Below are 19,269 nucleotides of genomic sequence, written 5' to 3' on the forward strand. Positions count from 1 at the left end.
TCTATTCTTTACGTTACTATGATTCCCTTAGAGGCACCTCTTAAGTATAGTTAACAAATCTATAGCTTAATTATTTATGGGATTACTCAAGGAATGTAAGGATGGAATTATGCGGTTTCTTTGGCCAGTTCGTGTCTATTACGAAGATACTGATGCCGGTGGTGTGGTCTATCATGCCAGTTATTTAAAATATTTTGAACGTGCAAGAACAGAATTACTCAGAGAAAAAGGTTTTTATCAGCATGATTTACGGGAGTATGATCATGTTGCGTTTGTTGTGCGTAAATTAACCATTGACTATATTGCGCCAGCACGGCTTGATGAGCTTCTGAAAGTAGAAAGTGAAATTACTACATTACGTGGTGCATCAATGACATTTTCTCAAAAGCTTATCAATCAAGATGGTGTGGTACTGTGTAGGGCAGATGTATTAGTTGTCTGCGTTGATTCATTAAAAATGAAGCCTGTAGGGCTTCCTAAGTCCATTATCGCGGAGTTTAAGTAGTGGCTGACATGAATGTTATCGATCTCTTTCTAAAAGCGGGGCTTTTAGTTAAGTTGATCATGTTGTTATTAATCGGATTTTCTATTGCCTCATGGGCGATCATTATTCAACGTACGAAAGTATTGAATGCAGCAGATCGTGAAGCGGCAGATTTTGAAGATAAATTCTGGTCAGGCACTGATTTGGCTCGTCTATATAAAGAAAGCCAAGCTCGTCGTGACGAGTTATCAGGGGCAGAACAAATTTTTCATTCTGGTTTTAAAGAGTTTGCACGACTACATCAAGCGAATGTTCATGCACCCGATGCCGTTGTTAATGGGGCTTCCCGTGCAATGCGTGTTTCATTTAATCGTGAATTAGAGTCCTTAGAAACGCATATTCCTTTTTTAGGTACGGTGGGGTCAATTAGTCCTTATATTGGCTTATTCGGTACGGTATGGGGGATTATGCATGCATTTATCGCTTTAGGTAGCGTTAAACAGGCAACTTTACAGATGGTGGCACCCGGTATTGCTGAAGCGTTGATTGCAACAGCCATTGGTTTATTTGCGGCCATCCCCGCAGTTATGGCTTATAACCGCTTTACGCAACGTGTAAATAAGTTGGAACAAAGTTACGATAACTTTATGGAAGAGTTCCTGACGATTTTACATCGCCAAGCTTTTGTCTCCGCAGAAAAGAAATAGTTAACGCAAAAGGAGAGAGCTGATGGCACGAGGTCGCAGTAGCCGCCGAGGCGTAAAATCAGAAATTAATATAGTACCTTTGCTTGATGTGTTATTGGTGCTTTTGCTGATTTTTATGGCAACAGCGCCAATTATTTCACAAAGTGTTGAGGTTGATCTTCCACAAGCAACAGAAACACAGACTGTTTCAACCAGTGATAACCCGCCTGTAATTGTCGAAGTTGCTGGAGTGGGGCAATATAATATCCGTGTTGAACAAGAGGTTTTAGAGCTTTTACCTCAAGAACAGATTATGGCTGAAGCAAAACGACAATTAGAAAAAAACCCGAAAGCGGTCTTTCTTATTGGTGGCGCTAAAGATGTTCCTTATGATGAGATAATTAAAGCACTCAACATGTTACGTCAAGCGGGTGTTAAGTCTGTCGGTTTAATGACTCAGCCTCTTTAGTAGGCTGAAATAAGTTTGGATAATAGCGTGGGAAAGAAGACGAAACCAATCCGAAGTAAATTGAGCGGTTCAGTTATCTTGTCTACTGTCTTGCATTTACTGATCATCGCTTTGCTTATCTGGGGATCGTTAACTCAGAAATGGAATTTAGGCGGTGGCGGTGGATCTGATGGGCAAGTTATTGATGCTATTATGGTTGACCCTAATGCGGTAGTACAAGAGTATAATCAGCAAAAGGCGCAACAAGCTAATGTCCAAAAAGCAGAACAAGAACGTAAAGCGCGGGCGCAGCAACAAGAAGAAGAGCTACGCCAACAACAAATTAAAGAACAAGAACGTTTAAAAGCGTTAGAAGTGGAACGTTTGCAAGCAAAAGAGGCTGCAGAAGCTCAACGTCGTGAAGCGGCCACCGCCGCTGCTAAAGCGAAAGAAGAGCAAAAGCAGGCTGAAGAAGCTGCCGCACAAGCTAAAGCTGAACGCGATCGTATTTTAAAAGAGCAAGCTGATGCGAAAGCCAAAGCAGAGGCAGAAGCGAAGAAACAAGCAGAATTAGCAGCAAAACAGAAAGCAGAAGAAGCGAAGGCAAAAGCAGAAGCTGAGGCAAAAGCGAAGGCTGAAGCCGATGCTAAAGCGAAAGCAGAGGCTGATGCAAAAGCGAAGGCAGCCGCAGAAGCTAAAGCCAAAGCAGCAGCGGAAGCTAAAGCGAAAGCCGCTGCACAGCAACAAAGTAAAGCGGTTGATAGTCTACTCGATGGATTAGTTGCTCAAGGCGATAAACAATCGGGGGCTTCTGCAGCAGGTCAAGGTGGTGGTAATCGCTCTGGGGCAAATGCTGCGGGCATTGATCGCTATACTGGGCAAGTAAAAGTTGCCATCGAACAGAAGTTTTTTGATTCTGATTTATATAAAGGTCGTAAATGTGACCTTAAAATAAGTATTGCACCAGACGGTATGTTAGTAAGTGCAAAAGCGGTAGGTGGTGATCCGGCTTTATGCCAAGTTGCATTACAAGCGGCTAAAATGGCAACATTGCCTAAGCCACCGAAAGATATTTACGAACAAGTAAAATCACCAACAATTGAGTTTAAGCCATAAAACTGTCTGATAGTAGGAAAACATACATTAATTTATCTCTATTTTAGAATGTTATTGATGTGTTGTATGGTGTTGTTTAAAAGCGTTTGTTACTATTCTGTGCGTTATTGCGCAATAACCGCAATAATAAAAGGGAGACATGATGAAGCAGGCATTAAATGTTATTTTCGGACTTTTGATATTATGCGTTACAACGCTCGCTAATGCAGAAGTTCGCATTGAAATTACACAAGGGGTGAATACTGCACGCCCTATTGGTGTTGTTCCTTTTAAATGGGAAGGCACAGGTCAAATGCCAGAAGATATTGCTGGAGTGATTGCGGCTGATTTACGAAATAGTGGTAAATTTAACCCTATTGATATGAATCGTTTGCCTCAACAACCCGTTACCGCTTCTGAGGTTCAACCTGCACTCTGGACAGCATTAGGTATTGATTCAGTGGTTGTAGGGCGTGTTCAGCCCTCGGCAGATGGTCAATATGTTGTTAGCTATCAATTAGTTGATGTTGCTGGCTCTCCGGGAGCGGTTTTAGCGCAAAGTGAGTATAAAATCAGCAATAAATGGTTACGATATGCTGCTCATACCGCCAGTGATGAAATCTTTGAAAAATTAACTGGCATTCGTGGTGCGTTCCGTACCCGTATTGCTTATGTCGTTGTGACTAATGGTGGCGCTTATCCATATGAATTACGTGTATCTGACTATGATGGATTTAATCAAGATCGCGTTTATCGTTCATCACAGCCATTAATGTCACCCGCTTGGTCTCCTGATGGTGCTAAACTAGCATATGTTACATTTGAAAGTGGTCAATCTGCTTTAGTTGTACAGACATTAGCAACGGGGGAAGTGCGTCAAATCGCTTCTTTCCCTCGACATAATGGTGCACCTGCTTTTTCTCCAGATGGCTCTAAATTAGCCTTTGCACTGTCAAAAAGCGGTAGTCTAAATCTTTATGTAATGGATTTAGCCAGTGGCAATATGACACAGGTAACCAATGGTAGAAGTAATAATACAGAACCGACTTGGATGCCTGATGGACAGACTTTGGTCTATACTTCGGATCAAGGCGGACGTCCTCAAATTTATAAAATTAATATTAACGGAGGAACGCCAGAACGTATTACTTGGGAAGGAAAACAAAACCAAAATCCTGCAGTAAGTCCTGATGGTAGTTTCTTAGTTATGGTGAGTTCTGAAAGCGGTAGGCAACATATCGCTAAGCAGGATCTAGAAACGAATGCTGTTCAATATTTAACAGATACGTTTCTGGATGAAACGCCAAGCATCGCGCCTAACGGCACTATGGTTATTTATAGCTCCACTCAAGGCTTAGGAACCATTTTGCGACTAGTATCGACTGATGGACGTTTCAAAGCGCGTCTTCCGGCGACTGATGGTCAGGTTAAATCACCTGCCTGGTCTCCGTTTATGTGATGCATAAGAATTATGTATGGCAAACAAATAAAGGAACAATTAGAGATGCAATTAAACAAAGTGTTTAAAGGGTTGATGTTAGCATTACCACTCGTTGCTGTTGCAGCATGTAGCTCAAACAAAAACGATGATCAAACAGATACAAGCAACAATGTACCTGTTACTGAGCAAGGCCCTACTGCTGAAGAATTAGCACGTCAGCAATTAGAACAACTGAAACAAACTAACATTGTTTACTTCGGTTTTGATAAATATGACGTTACTTCAGAATATGCTCAACTGTTAGATGCTCACGCTGCATTCCTGCGTGCTAACCCTTCAGTACGCATTACTATCGAAGGTCATGCTGACGAACGTGGTACTCCAGAATACAACATCGCGTTAGGCGAACGTCGTGCAAACGCAGTTAAAATGTATCTGCAAGGTAAAGGCGTATCAGCTGATCAATTATCAATCGTATCTTACGGTAAAGAAAAACCTGCTGTACTGGGTCATGACGAAGCCGCTTATGCGAAAAACCGTCGTGCAGTACTGGTTTACTAAGAGAACGGCATGAACAACAGTAACTTCAGACCTTTATTGATGAGTCTGTTGTTACTGGTTGGCGTAGCGGCTCCTGTAGCCGCTATTGCCCAAGCGCCAATCAGTAATATCGGTTCAGGCTCTACTGATGAACGACTCGCCCAACTTGAGCGTATCTCTAATGCTCATAGTCAGCTTTTGACCCAATTACAGCAACAACTCGCAGATTCTCAACGCGATATTGATATGTTGCGTGGTCAAATTCAGGAAAATCAATACCAGTTAAACCAAGTTGTAGAGCGTCAACGTAATATCTATCAACAATTAGATAGCCTAAATGGTGGCAACTCAGCACCAACAACGGATGAGGCTTCAACGGGTGGCAATGTACCTTCAACATCTGATACAAGTACGAGTTCGTCGTCAACAGGTGATGAAAAAGCCGATTATAACGCGGCAATTGATATTGTATTGAATTCAAAAGATTACGATAAGGCAATTGTTGCATTAAACAACTTTATTAAAAGTTATCCGAAGTCTAGCTATCAATCAAATGCTCAATTTTGGTTGGGGCAAATGTATTATCTAAAAGGTAATAAAGATCAGGCTGCGAGTACTTTTGCTATTGTTGTGAAAAATTATCCAAAATCTCAAAAAGCAAGTGAGGCCTTTTATAAGATAGGGCTTATTATGCAAGAGAAAGGGCAAAAGGATAATGCGAAAGCTATTTATCAACAAGTGGTTAAGCAATATCCAAACAGTGCTGGTGCAAAATTAGCACAAAAGCAGTTAGCAGCACTATAATTATTGGCCCCGTAATGTGAATGTTACATTTTCGGGGTTAACTGATTGTTTTTTCAGCGTTTGAATGTTTTTTTGAAAAAAAACGTTGCACAATAACATTAAATCAGTATTATTACCCGCCGTTGCCACAGAGAATGTGGCGAGTTCGAAAAGGGTCGTTAGCTCAGTCGGTAGAGCAGTTGACTTTTAATCAATTGGTCGGGCGTTCGAGTCGCCCACGACCCACCATTTTCGAATTTACATACCATTTTATGAAATGGGTCGTTAGCTCAGTCGGTAGAGCAGTTGACTTTTAATCAATTGGTCGGGCGTTCGAGTCGCCCACGACCCACCATTTCAATATGCTTTTCTAGTCTTTTATCACACGCCATTCTCATTCTATCTAAAAATGCTCTCTATAACTCGTTTTTGTATTTATTACTCGAGTTACTCAAATAGAGGATGTAAATAGATAGCTTCTCCATTGCTGAAAAAACTATCTGATCTCACTTAAGTTGGATAATGACAAATAATGGAAGTGGTTATTTGGTAATATTCATTTTCAGTTAATAGTTCATTATCAATAAACCAATCGCTAATAAGTGTTTGAGCTTGTGTTGCCTTTTCTATCGACAAACCAAAACGCTTTGATGCATCAATAAAAAAAGCCATGATAATACTTAATGCAGCCGCTGCTTCATAAGGGGTACTCATAGCCAGTGTGCTTTCTAATGAACGTAATGAGTAAAACTTAGGTAACCACTCCCGTAAGTTTTTGCCTTGATACCAGACATCTTGTGTTGATGTTTGCAGAGCAACTTGCTCTAGTAAACGGATCAACCATTCCCTTATATCACTCATACGATATTCAGCGAACCAAAATTCATTACGTAAGATAGCTATAGCGATTTGTGTGGCTTCAAACCAAAACTCTTGAGCCAAGGCATCAGCTTGCTCTATGGAAAGGGCTGGGGGAGTCACAGTGCTAATTTCTGGAAGTTGGTCACATAAACCTGTTTTATCAAGTAAAACACGATAGCCTCGTTGATAAACTGGACTTAGACCATTTTGTTTCATATTGATAATTCTTTCAGGCTCTGCCATCAAAATATCCATTTTTCGGCCTTGAGCTAATACGTGCAAATAGATTGGCCAGCGAATGCCGTTCGGATCTTCACATTCTGTTGCTAAAGAGACGAGGTGTTTACCAAATTGTGATAGCCAATGTTGGTTTTTTGCTAGCTCAGTCGCACCGTGACCAATAAGCTCTATATCAATATCAGAATAGCTGTCTATCTTCTTATTACGACCCACTGAGCCTGTTAATACCACAGCCTCAATTCGAGGATCAAGTAATGCAAAAGATAACATGCGATCGATTAAGCGGGTGATTGGCTCCATATTTCTCTCTAGTTGTTATAGTAGATAAAGTTATTTGTTGTAAGTATGAATAAAAAAATAGCATATTTATTATATAAAACACTTTTTGTTTTTTATGGTAAATAAATGGCATTTTGTTTAATATTTTAAACTAAGTGCTATCATTGATAGGAATGTATATATATCTTTATCACTTTGCAACAATGTCGCAATAACCCATATTTTATTTGTTTTTTCTATGATTAAGTCGGGGTTGTCAAATGGATGTCATTAGTTGGTTTAGTATCAATAATATTTTAGTCAATATTCCATTAGGAAAAGAAGGCTATCCACTCTCATGGATTGAAGCTATAGGGACTATTGCTGGATTATTATGTATATGGCTTGCGAGCCAGGAAAAGATCATTAACTATTTATTTGGGTTAATTAATGTCACTTTATTCGCCATTATTTTTTTCCAGATCCAGTTATATGCCAGTCTACTGCTACAAATTTTCTTCTTTGCTGCCAATATTTATGGTTGGTATGCATGGAGTAGAGTGAATGATTTTGAACAAGCAGAATTGAAAATACGTTGGTTAAAGCCGGGCCAACAAATCGTATTAATCATTGTCTCCATTGCTGCCATTATTGCGCTAACGTTTAATATTGATACCGTTTTTGGCTATTTAGCAGTTATTGCTGTTGATATCTTAAATGTCTTCGGGGCAAATTTAGCCACACCTGCTATCGAGCCAGATGCTTACCCATTCTGGGATTCAACAATGACGGTACTCTCCATTGTGGCTATGATCTTAATGACACGCAAATTGGTAGAAAACTGGTTAATTTGGTCTGTTATTAATGTCATTAGTATTGTTATATTTTATAAACAGGGTGTTTATGCCATGTCTATTGAATATATCATCTTATTGGCTATCGCTATTAATGGCTCTCGTTTGTGGATCAAATCAGCAAGGCATTCAAATAAAAATAATTATCTCTCATAATAAAAAAGGCTGGTAGAGTTATATTTCTCTCCAGCCTTGCTATTCGTTGTGTTTATTCTTCTATTCTAGGCAATTTCAAATCATTATTTTACTTAATGGTGCTATTACTTGTTTTCGATGTTTTTGTTATCTATCGTCATGGGCTGTTTAGGCTCTTAAGGGTGTTTACAGAGAGAAAACGAATGGTTAGATTGAAGAAACAGAAATCATATTGACTAGATAATAATAGAGTGGAACACGGGAATGAATTACCAGAATGATGATCTTAAAATAACACAAATCAATGAACTTTTACCGCCAGTGGCATTATTGGAAAAGTTTCCAGCCACTGACAATGCGGCGTTTACAGTTCGTCATGCCCGTGAAGCTATTCATCAAATCCTTGCTGGAAAAGATGATCGCCTATTAGTGGTGATTGGGCCTTGCTCTATTCATGATCCTAACGCGGCACTGGAATATGCTCAGCGTTTAAATTTATTAAGAGAAGAGCTGAAAGATAAACTTGAAATTGTGATGCGAGTTTATTTTGAAAAACCACGTACCACAGTCGGTTGGAAAGGGCTGATAAATGATCCACATATGGACTGTACCTTTGATATTAATGAAGGATTACGCATTGCTCGTCGTTTGCTATTAACCATCAATGATAGTGGATTACCAACGGCTGGCGAGTTTTTAGATATGATAACCCCACAATATGTCGCTGATTTGATGAGTTGGGGAGCTATTGGTGCTCGAACAACAGAATCTCAAGTGCATAGAGAATTATCCTCCGGACTATCTTGTCCTGTTGGTTTTAAAAATGGCACAGATGGCACAATTAAAGTGGCGATTGATGCCATCAATGCTGCAGGCTCTCCACACTGTTTCTTATCAGTAACTAAATGGGGTCACTCAGCGATAGTTCGTACTGCAGGGAATAAAGATTGCCATATTATTTTACGGGGCGGTAAAGAGCCTAATTACAGTGCAGAACATGTTGCTGCCGTAAAAGAAGGTCTGAAAAAAGCAGGATTACCCCAAAATGTTATGGTTGATTTTAGCCACGCCAATAGCTGTAAACAATTTAAGAAACAAATGGAGGTTGGTGCCGATATTTGCCAACAAATTAGCGCAGGAGAAAAAGCTTTAATTGGTGTAATGGTTGAAAGTCATTTAGAAGAGGGCAATCAATCATTAGAAAGTGGTGAACCTTTGGTATACGGTAAAAGTGTCACAGATGCTTGTATTGGGTGGGATGATACAGAAACGTTATTACGCCAATTAGCCGATGCAGTCGCTACTCGTCGTAATAAATCATAATAGTCTGTTTTTATTAATAAAAATGCCACTCAAAAGTGGCATTTTTTTTATCTAATTCAAAGTAAAATTATTTTGCTTTACCTTGGTTAGCAACAGCCGCGGCTTTTGCTGCGATTTCTTCTGCATTACCTAAGTAGTAACGTTTGATTGGTTTCATATTTTCATCAAATTCGTAAACTAAAGGTACTGCTGTTGGGATATTCAGTTCAAGAATTTCTTCTTCACTCATATTGTCTAGGTATTTAACCAGAGCGCGCAGTGAGTTACCGTGAGCGGCAATAATCACTTTATCACCTGAAGCAACGCGAGGTTTAATGACTTCTTCCCAATATGGTGTTACACGGTCGATAGTTAACGCTAAGCTTTCTGTTAATGGCAGTTCAGCTTCAGTTAAAGATGCATAACGTGGATCTTTACCTGGGAAGCGATCATCATCTTTAGTTAACTCTGGTGGGGTAACCGCAAAACCACGACGCCATTGTTTAACTTGCTCGTCACCGTATTTTTCAGCTGTTTCAGCTTTGTTTAAGCCTTGTAATGCACCGTAGTGACGTTCGTTTAGTTTCCAGCTTTTCTCTACTGGCAGCCATTGTTGATCAACTTCATCAAGAATGTTCCACAGAGTGTGGATTGCACGTTTTAGTACAGAAGTATATGCGTAGTCAAAAGTAAAACCTTCAGCCTTCAGCAGTTTACCTGCTTCTTGCGCTTCATTACGGCCTTTATCTGACAATTCAACGTCAGTCCAGCCTGTAAAACGGTTTTCTTTGTTCCATACACTTTCACCGTGTCGAACTAGCACAAGCTTAGTTACTGCCATAGTTTAGACTCCTATAATTACTTTCTTAATATAAGTTTAAAATCAGGACTGCAATCATTATATGGATCATCAACAAGAACGCCAAACATAACTAACAAAACTAGGGGGATTATGTCAAAAATGACGATTGTTTGATGAAATATTACACAGTTATTACACCTTTTGCTTAATCGATCAAGCTATTAATTTAACGGGATCGGTGAAAAGAAACGAAAAGCCGATTCTGGATAATTATCAGTAAAAAATATGCTCTCTAAATCTATCGTTAAAATCATCGCCATCTATCGATAACAAATACCCTTTTCTTCAGTGTGATGATGTATCTTACCTTAAAAATAGCCTATATCTAGTTAACAGGGTTGTTGTTGGTAACGATAGATATCTCCTTCTTTAATAAAAATCAGTCGATGGGTAATACAGTGAGGTGCATCTTCTTGATGATGACTGACAAACAGTAGTTGAGTATTGCTATGGCTTATCATGATATCAATAAAGCGCTGTACTAATAGTCTATTGGTTGTATCTAATCCTTGTAGTGGTTCATCGAGGATCAATAATGTCGGGTGTTTAACCAATGCTCTTACAATTAATACTAGACGCTGTTGTCCCCATGAAAGTGAGTGAAAAGGATGGTTAGCGAGTGCAGTTAAACCAATTAGTGTTAGCCATTCATCCGCTAATTTTTGCTGTTTATCGGTAACGGCTTGATAAATACCAATAGAGTCATGAAAACCAGAAATAATCACATTTTTCACACTTGAAGAGACGCGATAGCTTTGATGTAAGGCATTACTAACATAACCAATATGGCGTTTGATCTCCCAAATGGTTTCACCACTGCCTCTTTTACGACCAAATAGTGTTAAATCATTGCTATAGCCCTGAGGATGATCTCCTGTGATTAAGCTTAATAAGGTCGATTTTCCTGCGCCATTAGGACCTAATATTTGCCAATGTTGTTGTGGTTTAACTTCCCAGGTTAAGTGATGGAGCACAGGTTTATCATTATAACTGACCACGCCATCCTTAAGTATAATAGGGGAAAGCGTTGGTGGTAAGGTAGGAACTGCATCAACGGAGTCTGAGGCGGGTAAGATCAGATTTTCAAGTGTTTCACTGTGAGATAATTGCGCAATTACTGAGTCTGATAAAATATCACTTTTTTTACCTTGTGCCACGAGTTTACAGTCAATCAATAAGCCAGCATTTTGCACAAAATCAGGAATATCATTAAAGCGATTTAAAATAAGAACAATCGTTAGCTTTTGTTGATGTAGTGATGAAAGTAACTCACTTAATGTACGACGAGAGTCAATATCTAAACCATCAAAAGGCTCATCTAAAATTAATAGATCAGGTTTATTCATCAATAACTGAATAAGCAGTACCTTACGAGACTCTCCCGTTGAAAGATATTTAAAACGCCTTGATAAAAGTGCATCAATACCAAATTGTTTTGCTAATAACAGGCAGCGATCATTATCTTTTACCTGCATTTGGATCACCTGAGCCACGGTTAATCCCGTATCATCCTCATCTTCACTTAATAAGTCTGTATTGTTACGCAGCCACTCTTCCTCTATCATTTTTTGTAATTTTTCAAAAGAGAGATTAATCGGACGAGTAAACCTATTAATAAGCTCACCCGATAATAAAATCCCCTCTTGGCATAATGTATTAGCGAGCGCCGTTTTACCACTACCATTGCTACCAACGAATGCCCAACTTTCTCCTTCATTGATAGTTAAATCATCGATATGCAAGCAGAGTGTATCACTTAAGCGAAACTGTGTTTTTGTGAGTTGCAAGTACTTCATTATTATTATCCTTGTTTTTATTACAAGTAGAATACTTACCAATATCGGTTTAATTAAAACTTGTCAATATTTGTTGCTGATCGCTTAAGTAAAAATAGTTCAGAGAGAATAAAAAAGATAAAAGATGGGCAAGATTATTTATGTTATTTTAATAAAAACATAAGGACTCGTTTATATGAATAACATTAAAAGGGAATGTGTTAACTATTTATTAGGATTAATGGCGCTATTTTTATTAACGATAAGTAAGATAACTTTTGCAGAAATAAATAATAATGTAAATAATTGCTTCTTAATTAATGAAATAAAAATAGAAAGGAATGGTTTATTAACTAATAAGGCACAAAAAGAATTAATATCTAAATATATAAATAAATGTTTAACATTAAGTGATATGCAACATATCATTAAATCAATGACTAATGCGTATATTGAAAAAGGCTATATTACTTCACAAGCTTTTATTGCCGATCAAGATCTCTCAAATCATCAATTAACCATTAACGTAATTGAAGGAAAGATAAAATCAATCTTTATTGATAATATGACTTCCCCCATGGTTGATATTCTATTTCCTTCATATCAAGATAAACGACTTAATTTACGTGAGTTAGAGCATGGGCTTGAACAACTAAATCGATTAACAACATCACAATATAGATTAGATATTCAACCTAGTGACAGGATAGGATACTCGACTATTTTTATTTATAAGAAAAACAAAACGCATCCTTTCAGAAATCAACTTACTATTGATAATTCAGGTTCAAAAGCAACAGGTGAAATTTTACTGACGAATACCACAACAATAGATTCGTTATTTGGATTTGGAGAGCAGTGGGATCTCTCCTTAAACAGTAATACAGATTTATTACATTCACATTATTATAGAGGCTATACAGCGAGTATAAATATTCCCTATGGCTATTGGTTTTATCAATATCAGTTATTTTATAACCGTTCTTCTCATTTTATTAAAAGTTATAGTAATAAATATATCTATAAAAATATAAATACTAATCAGCAAGTTGATATTAGTCGTTTACTTTATCGGGATAGTAAGAAGAAGATAATATTAAAAGGCATATTAAAGCATAAAAAAGTAAAAACGGAATTAGCCAAACAGCCGATATTAATCAATAGCCCAACATTAACATCACTATCATTAGCCCCCCAATATCATTTTAATCTGACATCAGGTTATTTATCTATTAATCCATCAGCAGAAATTGGGTTGTCTTTTTTTGGGGCATCACCTGATTATATTGCTGAAAACTCACCCCGAAGCCACTATAGAAAATTGAGTCTAAATATACATTATCAATATTTATTTCCTTACTCTGTCTCCTATATTACGTCTTTTTATGGTCAATATACATCTGATAATCTTTATAGTGTGGAAAAAATAACCATAGATGGATTAAATGCAGTTCGTGGTGCTAAACAAAATAAGCTTAGTGCCAATAGAGGACTTTATTGGCGTAATGAAATTAATACACCATGGATAAATTCATTTTTAGGTCAATGGCGTTTTATTACAGCTGTTGATTATGGCGTTATCTATTCTGATCAATATGAAACAAAGCAGCAGTCTTTATTAGCTGGCGCTATGGGGCTTTCATTTTATCGTTCCCCTTTTTCTTCACAACTATTGATAAACAAACCATTCATTTATCCAAAGTGGTCAAATGCTAACCAATGATCTTTATCTTGGTCAATTTCTTTTGCTCTTTAAATAAGGAATTTTTTATGCATAAAAAGGATATTTCGCGAAAACAGCGTTTAATAAGCTATTGTGTTATTTATTTAACCGCTATTTACCCATTGCATCCTGCTTGGGGCTCTGTCATTACTTCATCTGATAAAACGATAACAATAAATCAGCAAAATAATATTCCTATTATTAATATAGCAACACCTAATGACAGTGGTGTTTCTCATAATAGGTTTAATGTCTTTAATGTTAATAAACAGGGGGCAGTACTTAATAATTCGCAAGTTGATGCCAATAGTCAATTGGCAAAAAAAATATCTGCTAATAAAAATTTAAAAGGTAATACGGCTAATTTAATTATTAATGAAGTTGTCGGTAATAGTCGTTCACAGTTATTAGGTAAATTAGAAGTTGCAGGACAACAAGCGGATGTTTTAATTGCTAATCCTAATGGAATTAGTTGTGATGGTTGCTCATTTATTAATACTCCATCAATTACTCTCACGACGGGAAAGCCTCAATTTAGCCCTCAAGGTACCTATTCGGCACTAGAAGTAAAAAAAGGCAGTATTGTTATTGGTAAGCAAGGTATGAATGCCGATTTACAAAATTATGCCGATATTATTAGTCGTAGTATTGAAATAAATGGAAAGATAAATGCTAAAAATCTCTCTTTAATGCAAGGGAATAACCATATTGATTTCGGCAAAGGGACAGTAAATAGCATTAATGGAGAAGGTGTAAAACCGACCGTCGCTATTGATACAAAAGCATTGGGTGGAATGTATGCCAATCAAATACGCTTAGTTAGCACAGAAAAAGGGGTCGGTGTTAATTTAACTGATATTCAAACAAAGCAAAACAGTATCAATTTAACAGTTGATGGCAAAATTACCTTTAATGGCAATATTCAATCTGAGCAAGATATTAATGTTAGTAGCAAAGCGCTACAAATGAATAGTAATGCCAGCTTAAAAGCGCAAAGAGATATTACATTAGCAACTAATACGCTAACGAATCATAGTGATATTATCGCAGAAAAGGATATGCGTTTATTCGTAGATAAATTCACTAATAAAGGTGAAAAAGCGCTTATTCAAGCAAAAGATAATTTATGGATACAAAAAAATGCACAGGGTGAACCAAGTAGTTTAATTGAAAATCAATCAGCCACCATAAAAACAGAAAAGGGTGATTTGATTATTAGAACCAAGAAATTGGTTAATGAATCTATTACTCCTTTATTTAAAGAAATAAAGCAAGAGCCTGATTCTACATCGTCTATAAATATAGGTACTCATTTTCTTCATCCTTACAATAGTCCTACGAATAATTTCCTTATAATTATTTTACTTGCTGAATTAAAAGAACTCTCTGATAAAAAGTGGTTTGATATATTAGATTTAAAAAATAATGGAGGTGTTAATGTAGAACGCTCATTATTTGAAAAGAATAAAAAGTATGTTCCTAGTGTTATTTATTCTGGTAAAAATTTATATATACAATCTAACGAGTTTTTTAATACCCAATCTGATATTTTTGCAACTAATGATCTTATCGCAACGGGAAACAATGCAAAAGTATACTATTATCGGTTTGGACACCTTAATAAATGGGATCTTTATTCTCATGATAATGCTCATATTTTTTATCGAGATGATGTAAATAAATATAATATTGATGAAACTAAATTTCAAAAAATAGTTCATTTTATTCCCTTTACTAAAACTGGAAGTCATTATGAATTTATTGTAGATAGTGCTTCTGAATATATGATAAAAGCAGGTAATAATTTAGTTTTAGATTTTAAAGATAGTATAGCGTTAGAACGTAAATTTCCATTTTTAGAAAAAGAAATTAAAAAGTATAGAAGAATATCTGATTTTGAAAGTACTATATTAGCTAAAAATATACTATTAAATGCTAATAATTTAAATATCTCATTAAGTTTAAAATCAAGTAACTCTTTATCTGTTATTGCTAATAAAAATATAAATATAAGTAATTCAAATTTATTATCTGGTGATATTATAAATTTAACAGCAATTGATAATGTTAATTCTGAAAATATAGATTTAACGGCAAAGCATTTTTCCATCATAACTAAGAATGGAGATATTAATTATTCATTTAGCCCTATAGCCTCTTATACTCTGAATAGCATTAAGGCACCATTTATTGATGTGTCTGAAAAAATAGACTTTTATTCAGGTAAAAACATTTACATTTCAAATGTAATAATTAATGAATCAAATGAAAAAAGTTTATCAGCATTAGAGAATATTAAAATAAAACGCGATGAGTCTTTATTTTTCAACCTAATGCCAAATTTTAGAGATGAACAATATATTTCAGCGTTTTTATTTAATATGGGGCTTTGGAAAAGTAAGAATAATATAAGCTTGATGGCTGGTAAAGATATTGTTAGTCAGGGAATAAAATATTATAGTAACAAAGAAATAACTTTTAATGCAGGACAAGATATTTTTCTTGCCTCCAAATTAATAAAAGAAGCCGCTCCTTTTTTCAGTGATATTTATTACCCCCAACTACAATCTAAATTATTTTCAGATAATAACCTTATTTTAAATGCCGCGCGTGATATTGATTTAAGTTCAACAGTATTAAATTCAAAAGATAAAATCATTGTATTAGCGGGTAGAAATATAAAACTGGGTGCAAATGCTTATTCCGCCATCAAAGATCCCCACGAAGATGCGCAAGACATTCAATATGCCACCACATCCATTATGGGAAATAAAGGTATTTCTATTGCATCATCAGGCTCACTCACAACAGAAGGAAGTTCACTTAAATCAGAGGGGGATATTGCTATTTCCAGTGGTGGCAATATCCAATTGGGATCAGTAAGAACACATTTTCGTAAAGAGTCGGACTCAGAGTTAGAAGAACTTCGTAAACAAGTCAGTACTGAAATTAATAGCGGTAATCATCTAACACTATTATCTGAGGGCAGTATTTTATTTCAGGCCTCTCAATTGGCTGCTAATAAAAAGATGGATATTGCTGCTAAAGGTGGATTTCTTTATGCACAGGCAATGGAAGAATCCAGTTACTATGAAGAAGAAAAGAAAAAATGTAATTGGTGGACACTGTGTGCGACTAAAAAGAAATATACCAAAACATTTAATAACACAACGAATAAAGTTACCGAGTTTATTGCTAATGACGATATTAATTTAATTGCTAAAGATGATATCACTTTAGAAGCAAGCAAATTAGAGACAGCAAAGAATGCCAAATTAACCAGTAAAACAGGAGGCATTAATTTTAAAGCGGTGAAAGATACTGCTTTTAAACAAGTTATTACTCGTTCAAAAGATATATATATCACTCAACGTAATCAGGGATACACCAAGGGAACATGGCTATTACCTGAACTCTATATTGGCGGAAAGCTGACTATCGATGCGCCAAAAGGCATATCTGCAGATATTAAAGCCAAAAAAGAGCAATCTTTAGAGCAGGCATTAACTGCCTTAAGTAACACACCAGAATATGCTTGGCTTAATGCGCTCCAAGGTCAAGAAAATATTAATTGGAATTTAGTGAAAGACACTTATTCCAGTTGGGATGATAAAACCCAGCAGTTAAATCCAGTTGTTGGTGCGGTTATTGCCATCGCGGTAGGGGTTGCAACTTATGGTACGGCAACAGCTGCCTCAATAGGAGGAATGGCAAGTAATGCCACTATTGCTGCAGGAGCCTCTGCGGGGGTTGCGTCAACGGCATCAGTTGCGGCACAAGCCGGTTTTGCTTCTTTAGTTTCGCAAGCTGCGGTCTCTTTAGCCGAAAATCAAGGCAATATTTCTAAAACATTTGGCGCCTTAAGTCGCAGTGATACGGTGAAATCCATTGTCACCAGTATGACCGTTGCAGGCGCCTTGCAAGGTCTTGACCAATTTATGGGTTGGGATCAAGCAATACAGGGGGGAACATTACCGACAACAGGCAAGTTGCTTGCGACGGATAATGCCACATGGACTCAAGTTGCTCAACGCGTTGCCTCACAGTCAGTAGTGAGTTCTACACTGGGCACAGCCATTCAAGGTGGCAGTTTTATTGATAATTTTAAAACTGCGCTATTAAGCCATATCGGCAGTCAATTTCACGCTGAAGGTGCCAATCTCATTGGTGATAACGGTGCGATATTAGGGCATGCAGGAAAGGTTTTAAGCCATTCTGTTGTTGCAGGAGTGAGTGCTGAAATTGCAGGAGGCAGTGTAACAGGTGCAGTAGCCGGCGCCTTGGCAGCAGAAATAGCGGCAATATCGCTACAAAGTAAATTATTTGAGCCTAGTTATTTAAATGAAACTGACAGACAAGTTGCATTAATTCAAGAGGCACTACATGGCAATGAAGGAAAAACACAGCTCACTAAATTAATTGGTGCACTGACAGGCGCTATTGTGACTCGTAAGCCTGAGGGCGTATTTTCTGCGGCTAATTCTGCGGAGTTAGTTTATCGACATAATTACAGCGAACATATGCTTTCAAAGCTAGCACTAGAAAATAATAAGGACATAATTGCAGCGTCAAAAGGTGATGTTGCAGCAGCAGAAAGAGTTGTAAATCGACAAAATGCAGGGATGATTGCGATTGCTCTTGGTTTAGGAGGAAGTGCGAGCATTATTGGTGGTCACACTGTTATTGCAGCAACACCAGAACTTATTGCTATTACGCAAGCTGCATTTAGTACATGTAAAGCTAATTGGGTTTATTGTGCTAATCAGCTAGGTATTAATATCGCTGGGATATCAGCTCCAGAAGCTGCAATCGCTGGTGTCACCGTTGGTACTGGTTATAAAGTATTAGCTAGTTCAGAAGAAAGTGCTAAAGCTTTCTCTAGCATGTTAGCTAATAGTTCAAAGTCTTTAATGACTTCAGGAAAATTAAATATAACTGCTATAAAACCGATAGTAGAACAAGAAAAATTATTAATAACTACCAACAAAAAAGCTATTGAAATAATCAATAACGGGGAGTTTATAATATATTCAGGAGTAACTACGAATGGATATAAAGTATCTAATGGAGCCAAAACCGTAGTTTTTAAAAATGAATTAGAACATCCTATTGTTCAATCTAGGATTAATATTAAAGTGGGAGATGTTGAATCAGGTTGGTTGCATGTACAAAAACGTCATTTTTCAGGAGCGCAAAATGCTAGCCAATTTACGCTTAGTGAACAGGAAATTAAAGATATATTATTAAGTCCTGCTGTCATTAAGATTCCTATTAATAAAACGAGAGAATCATATAATAAAAACACCAATAGTATTGATATTTTGTATGAAAGAGTGATTCAGCTTGATAAAAATATAGGAATTGATAAATTTAGTAAACAGCCAACTAACATAATTACTATGCTCACAGATAAAAATGGAAATTTAATAACTACTACCCCTGGGGAAATAAAGTGATGACAAATGAAGCTTTTTTAAAATTTAAGGATTCAGAAAATAAAATTATCATTCCGTACCTCAAAAAAGTATTTCCATCATTGAAATCAGCATGTTGTTTATATCATATGATAGAACAATTAGAGGATGTTTATACTTACTTAATTAATAGCAAGGATGTTATTTTTATTGAAGTGTCGAGGTTAAATAATTCTATTAACCATACGGATATTTTATCAATTAAAGATTATGCTATTATGAAAAAGGGGAAACAATATCATCGTTATATGAAAGAGATTATTGCTTTATCAAATAGTGAGATAATTAAATGATAGTTTATGGATGGA

At 36.6% G+C, this 19,269-nt stretch carries 15 protein-coding genes and 2 tRNA genes; 14 read left to right on the top strand and 3 right to left on the bottom strand.

Going from position 1 to position 19,269, the window contains the following annotated elements; translation table 11 throughout:
- Positions 1–109 precede the first annotated feature (109 nt).
- From ybgC to AACQ49_RS16555, 9 genes are all read left to right on the top strand, one after another.
- The gene (ybgC, locus tag AACQ49_RS16515) at positions 110–505 is read left to right on the top strand and encodes a tol-pal system-associated acyl-CoA thioesterase (RefSeq protein WP_004247549.1); all 396 of its coding nucleotides are present in this window, start codon (positions 110–112) and stop codon (positions 503–505) included.
- Complete coding sequence (gene tolQ / locus AACQ49_RS16520) at positions 505–1,191, top strand: Tol-Pal system protein TolQ (protein ID WP_004244434.1); 687 nt, start codon at positions 505–507, stop codon at positions 1,189–1,191. Before ybgC ends, tolQ begins: the two co-directional genes overlap by 1 nt.
- A 22-nt stretch (positions 1,192–1,213) precedes the next feature.
- Positions 1,214–1,639 carry a colicin uptake protein TolR gene (gene tolR, locus AACQ49_RS16525; protein ID WP_004244435.1) on the top strand — a complete coding sequence of 142 codons (426 nt, stop codon included), beginning with the start codon at positions 1,214–1,216 and terminating at the stop codon, positions 1,637–1,639.
- 27 nt (positions 1,640–1,666) lie between these two features.
- Positions 1,667–2,734 (top strand): cell envelope integrity protein TolA, encoded by a 1,068-nt coding sequence (tolA, locus tag AACQ49_RS16530; protein WP_004244436.1) that lies wholly within the window; start codon positions 1,667–1,669, stop codon positions 2,732–2,734.
- Between the two features lie 142 nt (positions 2,735–2,876).
- Positions 2,877–4,172, top strand: a complete 1,296-nt coding sequence (gene tolB, locus AACQ49_RS16535; protein WP_004244437.1) for a Tol-Pal system beta propeller repeat protein TolB — start codon at positions 2,877–2,879, stop codon at positions 4,170–4,172.
- 45 nt (positions 4,173–4,217) lie between these two features.
- Positions 4,218–4,715 carry a peptidoglycan-associated lipoprotein Pal gene (gene pal / locus AACQ49_RS16540; protein WP_004247551.1) on the top strand — a complete coding sequence of 166 codons (498 nt, stop codon included), beginning with the start codon at positions 4,218–4,220 and terminating at the stop codon, positions 4,713–4,715.
- Positions 4,716–4,724: 9 nt separating this feature from the next.
- On the top strand, positions 4,725–5,498 hold the full coding sequence (gene cpoB, locus AACQ49_RS16545; RefSeq protein WP_004247552.1) for a cell division protein CpoB: 774 nt from the start codon (positions 4,725–4,727) through the stop codon (positions 5,496–5,498).
- Positions 5,499–5,650: 152 nt separating this feature from the next.
- Positions 5,651–5,726: transfer RNA gene (locus tag AACQ49_RS16550), tRNA-Lys, on the top strand.
- Between the two features lie 30 nt (positions 5,727–5,756).
- Positions 5,757–5,832 (top strand) — tRNA-Lys (locus AACQ49_RS16555).
- Positions 5,833–5,987: 155 nt separating this feature from the next.
- On the opposite strand, the gene AACQ49_RS16560 is transcribed toward AACQ49_RS16555, so the two are convergent.
- Complete coding sequence (locus tag AACQ49_RS16560; protein WP_004244440.1) at positions 5,988–6,878, bottom strand: aminoglycoside 6-adenylyltransferase; 891 nt, start codon at positions 6,876–6,878, stop codon at positions 5,988–5,990.
- Positions 6,879–7,117: 239 nt separating this feature from the next.
- On the opposite strand from AACQ49_RS16560, the gene pnuC reads away from it, so the two are divergent.
- Together pnuC and aroG are read left to right on the top strand one after the other, a co-directional pair.
- Positions 7,118–7,846 carry a nicotinamide riboside transporter PnuC gene (gene pnuC, locus AACQ49_RS16565; protein WP_161779180.1) on the top strand — a complete coding sequence of 243 codons (729 nt, stop codon included), beginning with the start codon at positions 7,118–7,120 and terminating at the stop codon, positions 7,844–7,846.
- A 243-nt stretch (positions 7,847–8,089) separates the two neighbouring features.
- Positions 8,090–9,148, top strand: coding sequence for a 3-deoxy-7-phosphoheptulonate synthase AroG (gene aroG / locus AACQ49_RS16570; protein WP_004244442.1), 1,059 nt, complete (start codon positions 8,090–8,092; stop codon positions 9,146–9,148).
- Between the two features lie 67 nt (positions 9,149–9,215).
- On the opposite strand, the gene gpmA is transcribed toward aroG, so the two are convergent.
- Together gpmA and modF are read right to left on the bottom strand one after the other, a co-directional pair.
- Entirely contained in the window at positions 9,216–9,968 is a 753-nt protein-coding gene (gene gpmA, locus AACQ49_RS16575; protein WP_004244443.1) for a 2,3-diphosphoglycerate-dependent phosphoglycerate mutase, read from the bottom strand.
- A 350-nt stretch (positions 9,969–10,318) separates the two neighbouring features.
- The gene (gene modF, locus AACQ49_RS16580) at positions 10,319–11,785 is read right to left on the bottom strand and encodes a molybdate ABC transporter ATP-binding protein ModF (protein WP_004247554.1); all 1,467 of its coding nucleotides are present in this window, start codon (positions 11,783–11,785) and stop codon (positions 10,319–10,321) included.
- A gap of 175 nt (positions 11,786–11,960) precedes the next feature.
- Between modF and AACQ49_RS16585 the strand changes: the two genes are divergently transcribed.
- The 3 genes from AACQ49_RS16585 to AACQ49_RS16595 are packed head-to-tail and all read left to right on the top strand — an operon-like array spanning position 11,961 to position 19,254.
- Positions 11,961–13,487: a ShlB/FhaC/HecB family hemolysin secretion/activation protein gene (locus AACQ49_RS16585; RefSeq protein WP_161779181.1), complete on the top strand. Its 1,527-nt coding sequence runs from the start codon at positions 11,961–11,963 to the stop codon at positions 13,485–13,487.
- Positions 13,488–13,534: 47 nt separating this feature from the next.
- Positions 13,535–18,943, top strand: coding sequence for a two-partner secretion domain-containing protein (locus AACQ49_RS16590; RefSeq protein ID WP_161779182.1), 5,409 nt, complete (start codon positions 13,535–13,537; stop codon positions 18,941–18,943).
- Positions 18,943–19,254 (top strand): hypothetical protein, encoded by a 312-nt coding sequence (locus AACQ49_RS16595; RefSeq protein WP_004244448.1) that lies wholly within the window; start codon positions 18,943–18,945, stop codon positions 19,252–19,254. The genes AACQ49_RS16590 and AACQ49_RS16595 overlap by 1 nt, the downstream gene beginning before the upstream one ends.
- Positions 19,255–19,269: the final 15 nt, after the last annotated feature.

The sequence above is a fragment of the Proteus sp. G2675 genome (assembly GCF_963886535.1).
Classification (GTDB): Bacteria; Pseudomonadota; Gammaproteobacteria; order Enterobacterales; family Enterobacteriaceae; genus Proteus; species Proteus mirabilis.

Excerpts from the sequence above, each read along its gene's own strand:
- pal (WP_004247551.1), top strand. The coding sequence starts at position 4,218 with ATGCAATTAAACAAAGTGTTTAAAGGGTTGATGTTAGCATTACCACTC.
- AACQ49_RS16590 (WP_161779182.1), top strand. The coding sequence starts at position 13,535 with ATGCATAAAAAGGATATTTCGCGAAAACAGCGTTTAATAAGCTATTGT.
- tolB (WP_004244437.1), top strand. The coding sequence starts at position 2,877 with ATGAAGCAGGCATTAAATGTTATTTTCGGACTTTTGATATTATGCGTT.
- AACQ49_RS16560 (WP_004244440.1), bottom strand. The coding sequence starts at position 6,878 with ATGGAGCCAATCACCCGCTTAATCGATCGCATGTTATCTTTTGCATTA.
- gpmA (WP_004244443.1), bottom strand. The coding sequence starts at position 9,968 with ATGGCAGTAACTAAGCTTGTGCTAGTTCGACACGGTGAAAGTGTATGG.
- cpoB (WP_004247552.1), top strand. The coding sequence starts at position 4,725 with ATGAACAACAGTAACTTCAGACCTTTATTGATGAGTCTGTTGTTACTG.
- modF (WP_004247554.1), bottom strand. The coding sequence starts at position 11,785 with ATGAAGTACTTGCAACTCACAAAAACACAGTTTCGCTTAAGTGATACA.
- AACQ49_RS16595 (WP_004244448.1), top strand. The coding sequence starts at position 18,943 with ATGACAAATGAAGCTTTTTTAAAATTTAAGGATTCAGAAAATAAAATT.
- ybgC (WP_004247549.1), top strand. The coding sequence starts at position 110 with ATGCGGTTTCTTTGGCCAGTTCGTGTCTATTACGAAGATACTGATGCC.
- aroG (WP_004244442.1), top strand. The coding sequence starts at position 8,090 with ATGAATTACCAGAATGATGATCTTAAAATAACACAAATCAATGAACTT.
- tolR (WP_004244435.1), top strand. The coding sequence starts at position 1,214 with ATGGCACGAGGTCGCAGTAGCCGCCGAGGCGTAAAATCAGAAATTAAT.
- pnuC (WP_161779180.1), top strand. The coding sequence starts at position 7,118 with ATGGATGTCATTAGTTGGTTTAGTATCAATAATATTTTAGTCAATATT.
- AACQ49_RS16585 (WP_161779181.1), top strand. The coding sequence starts at position 11,961 with ATGAATAACATTAAAAGGGAATGTGTTAACTATTTATTAGGATTAATG.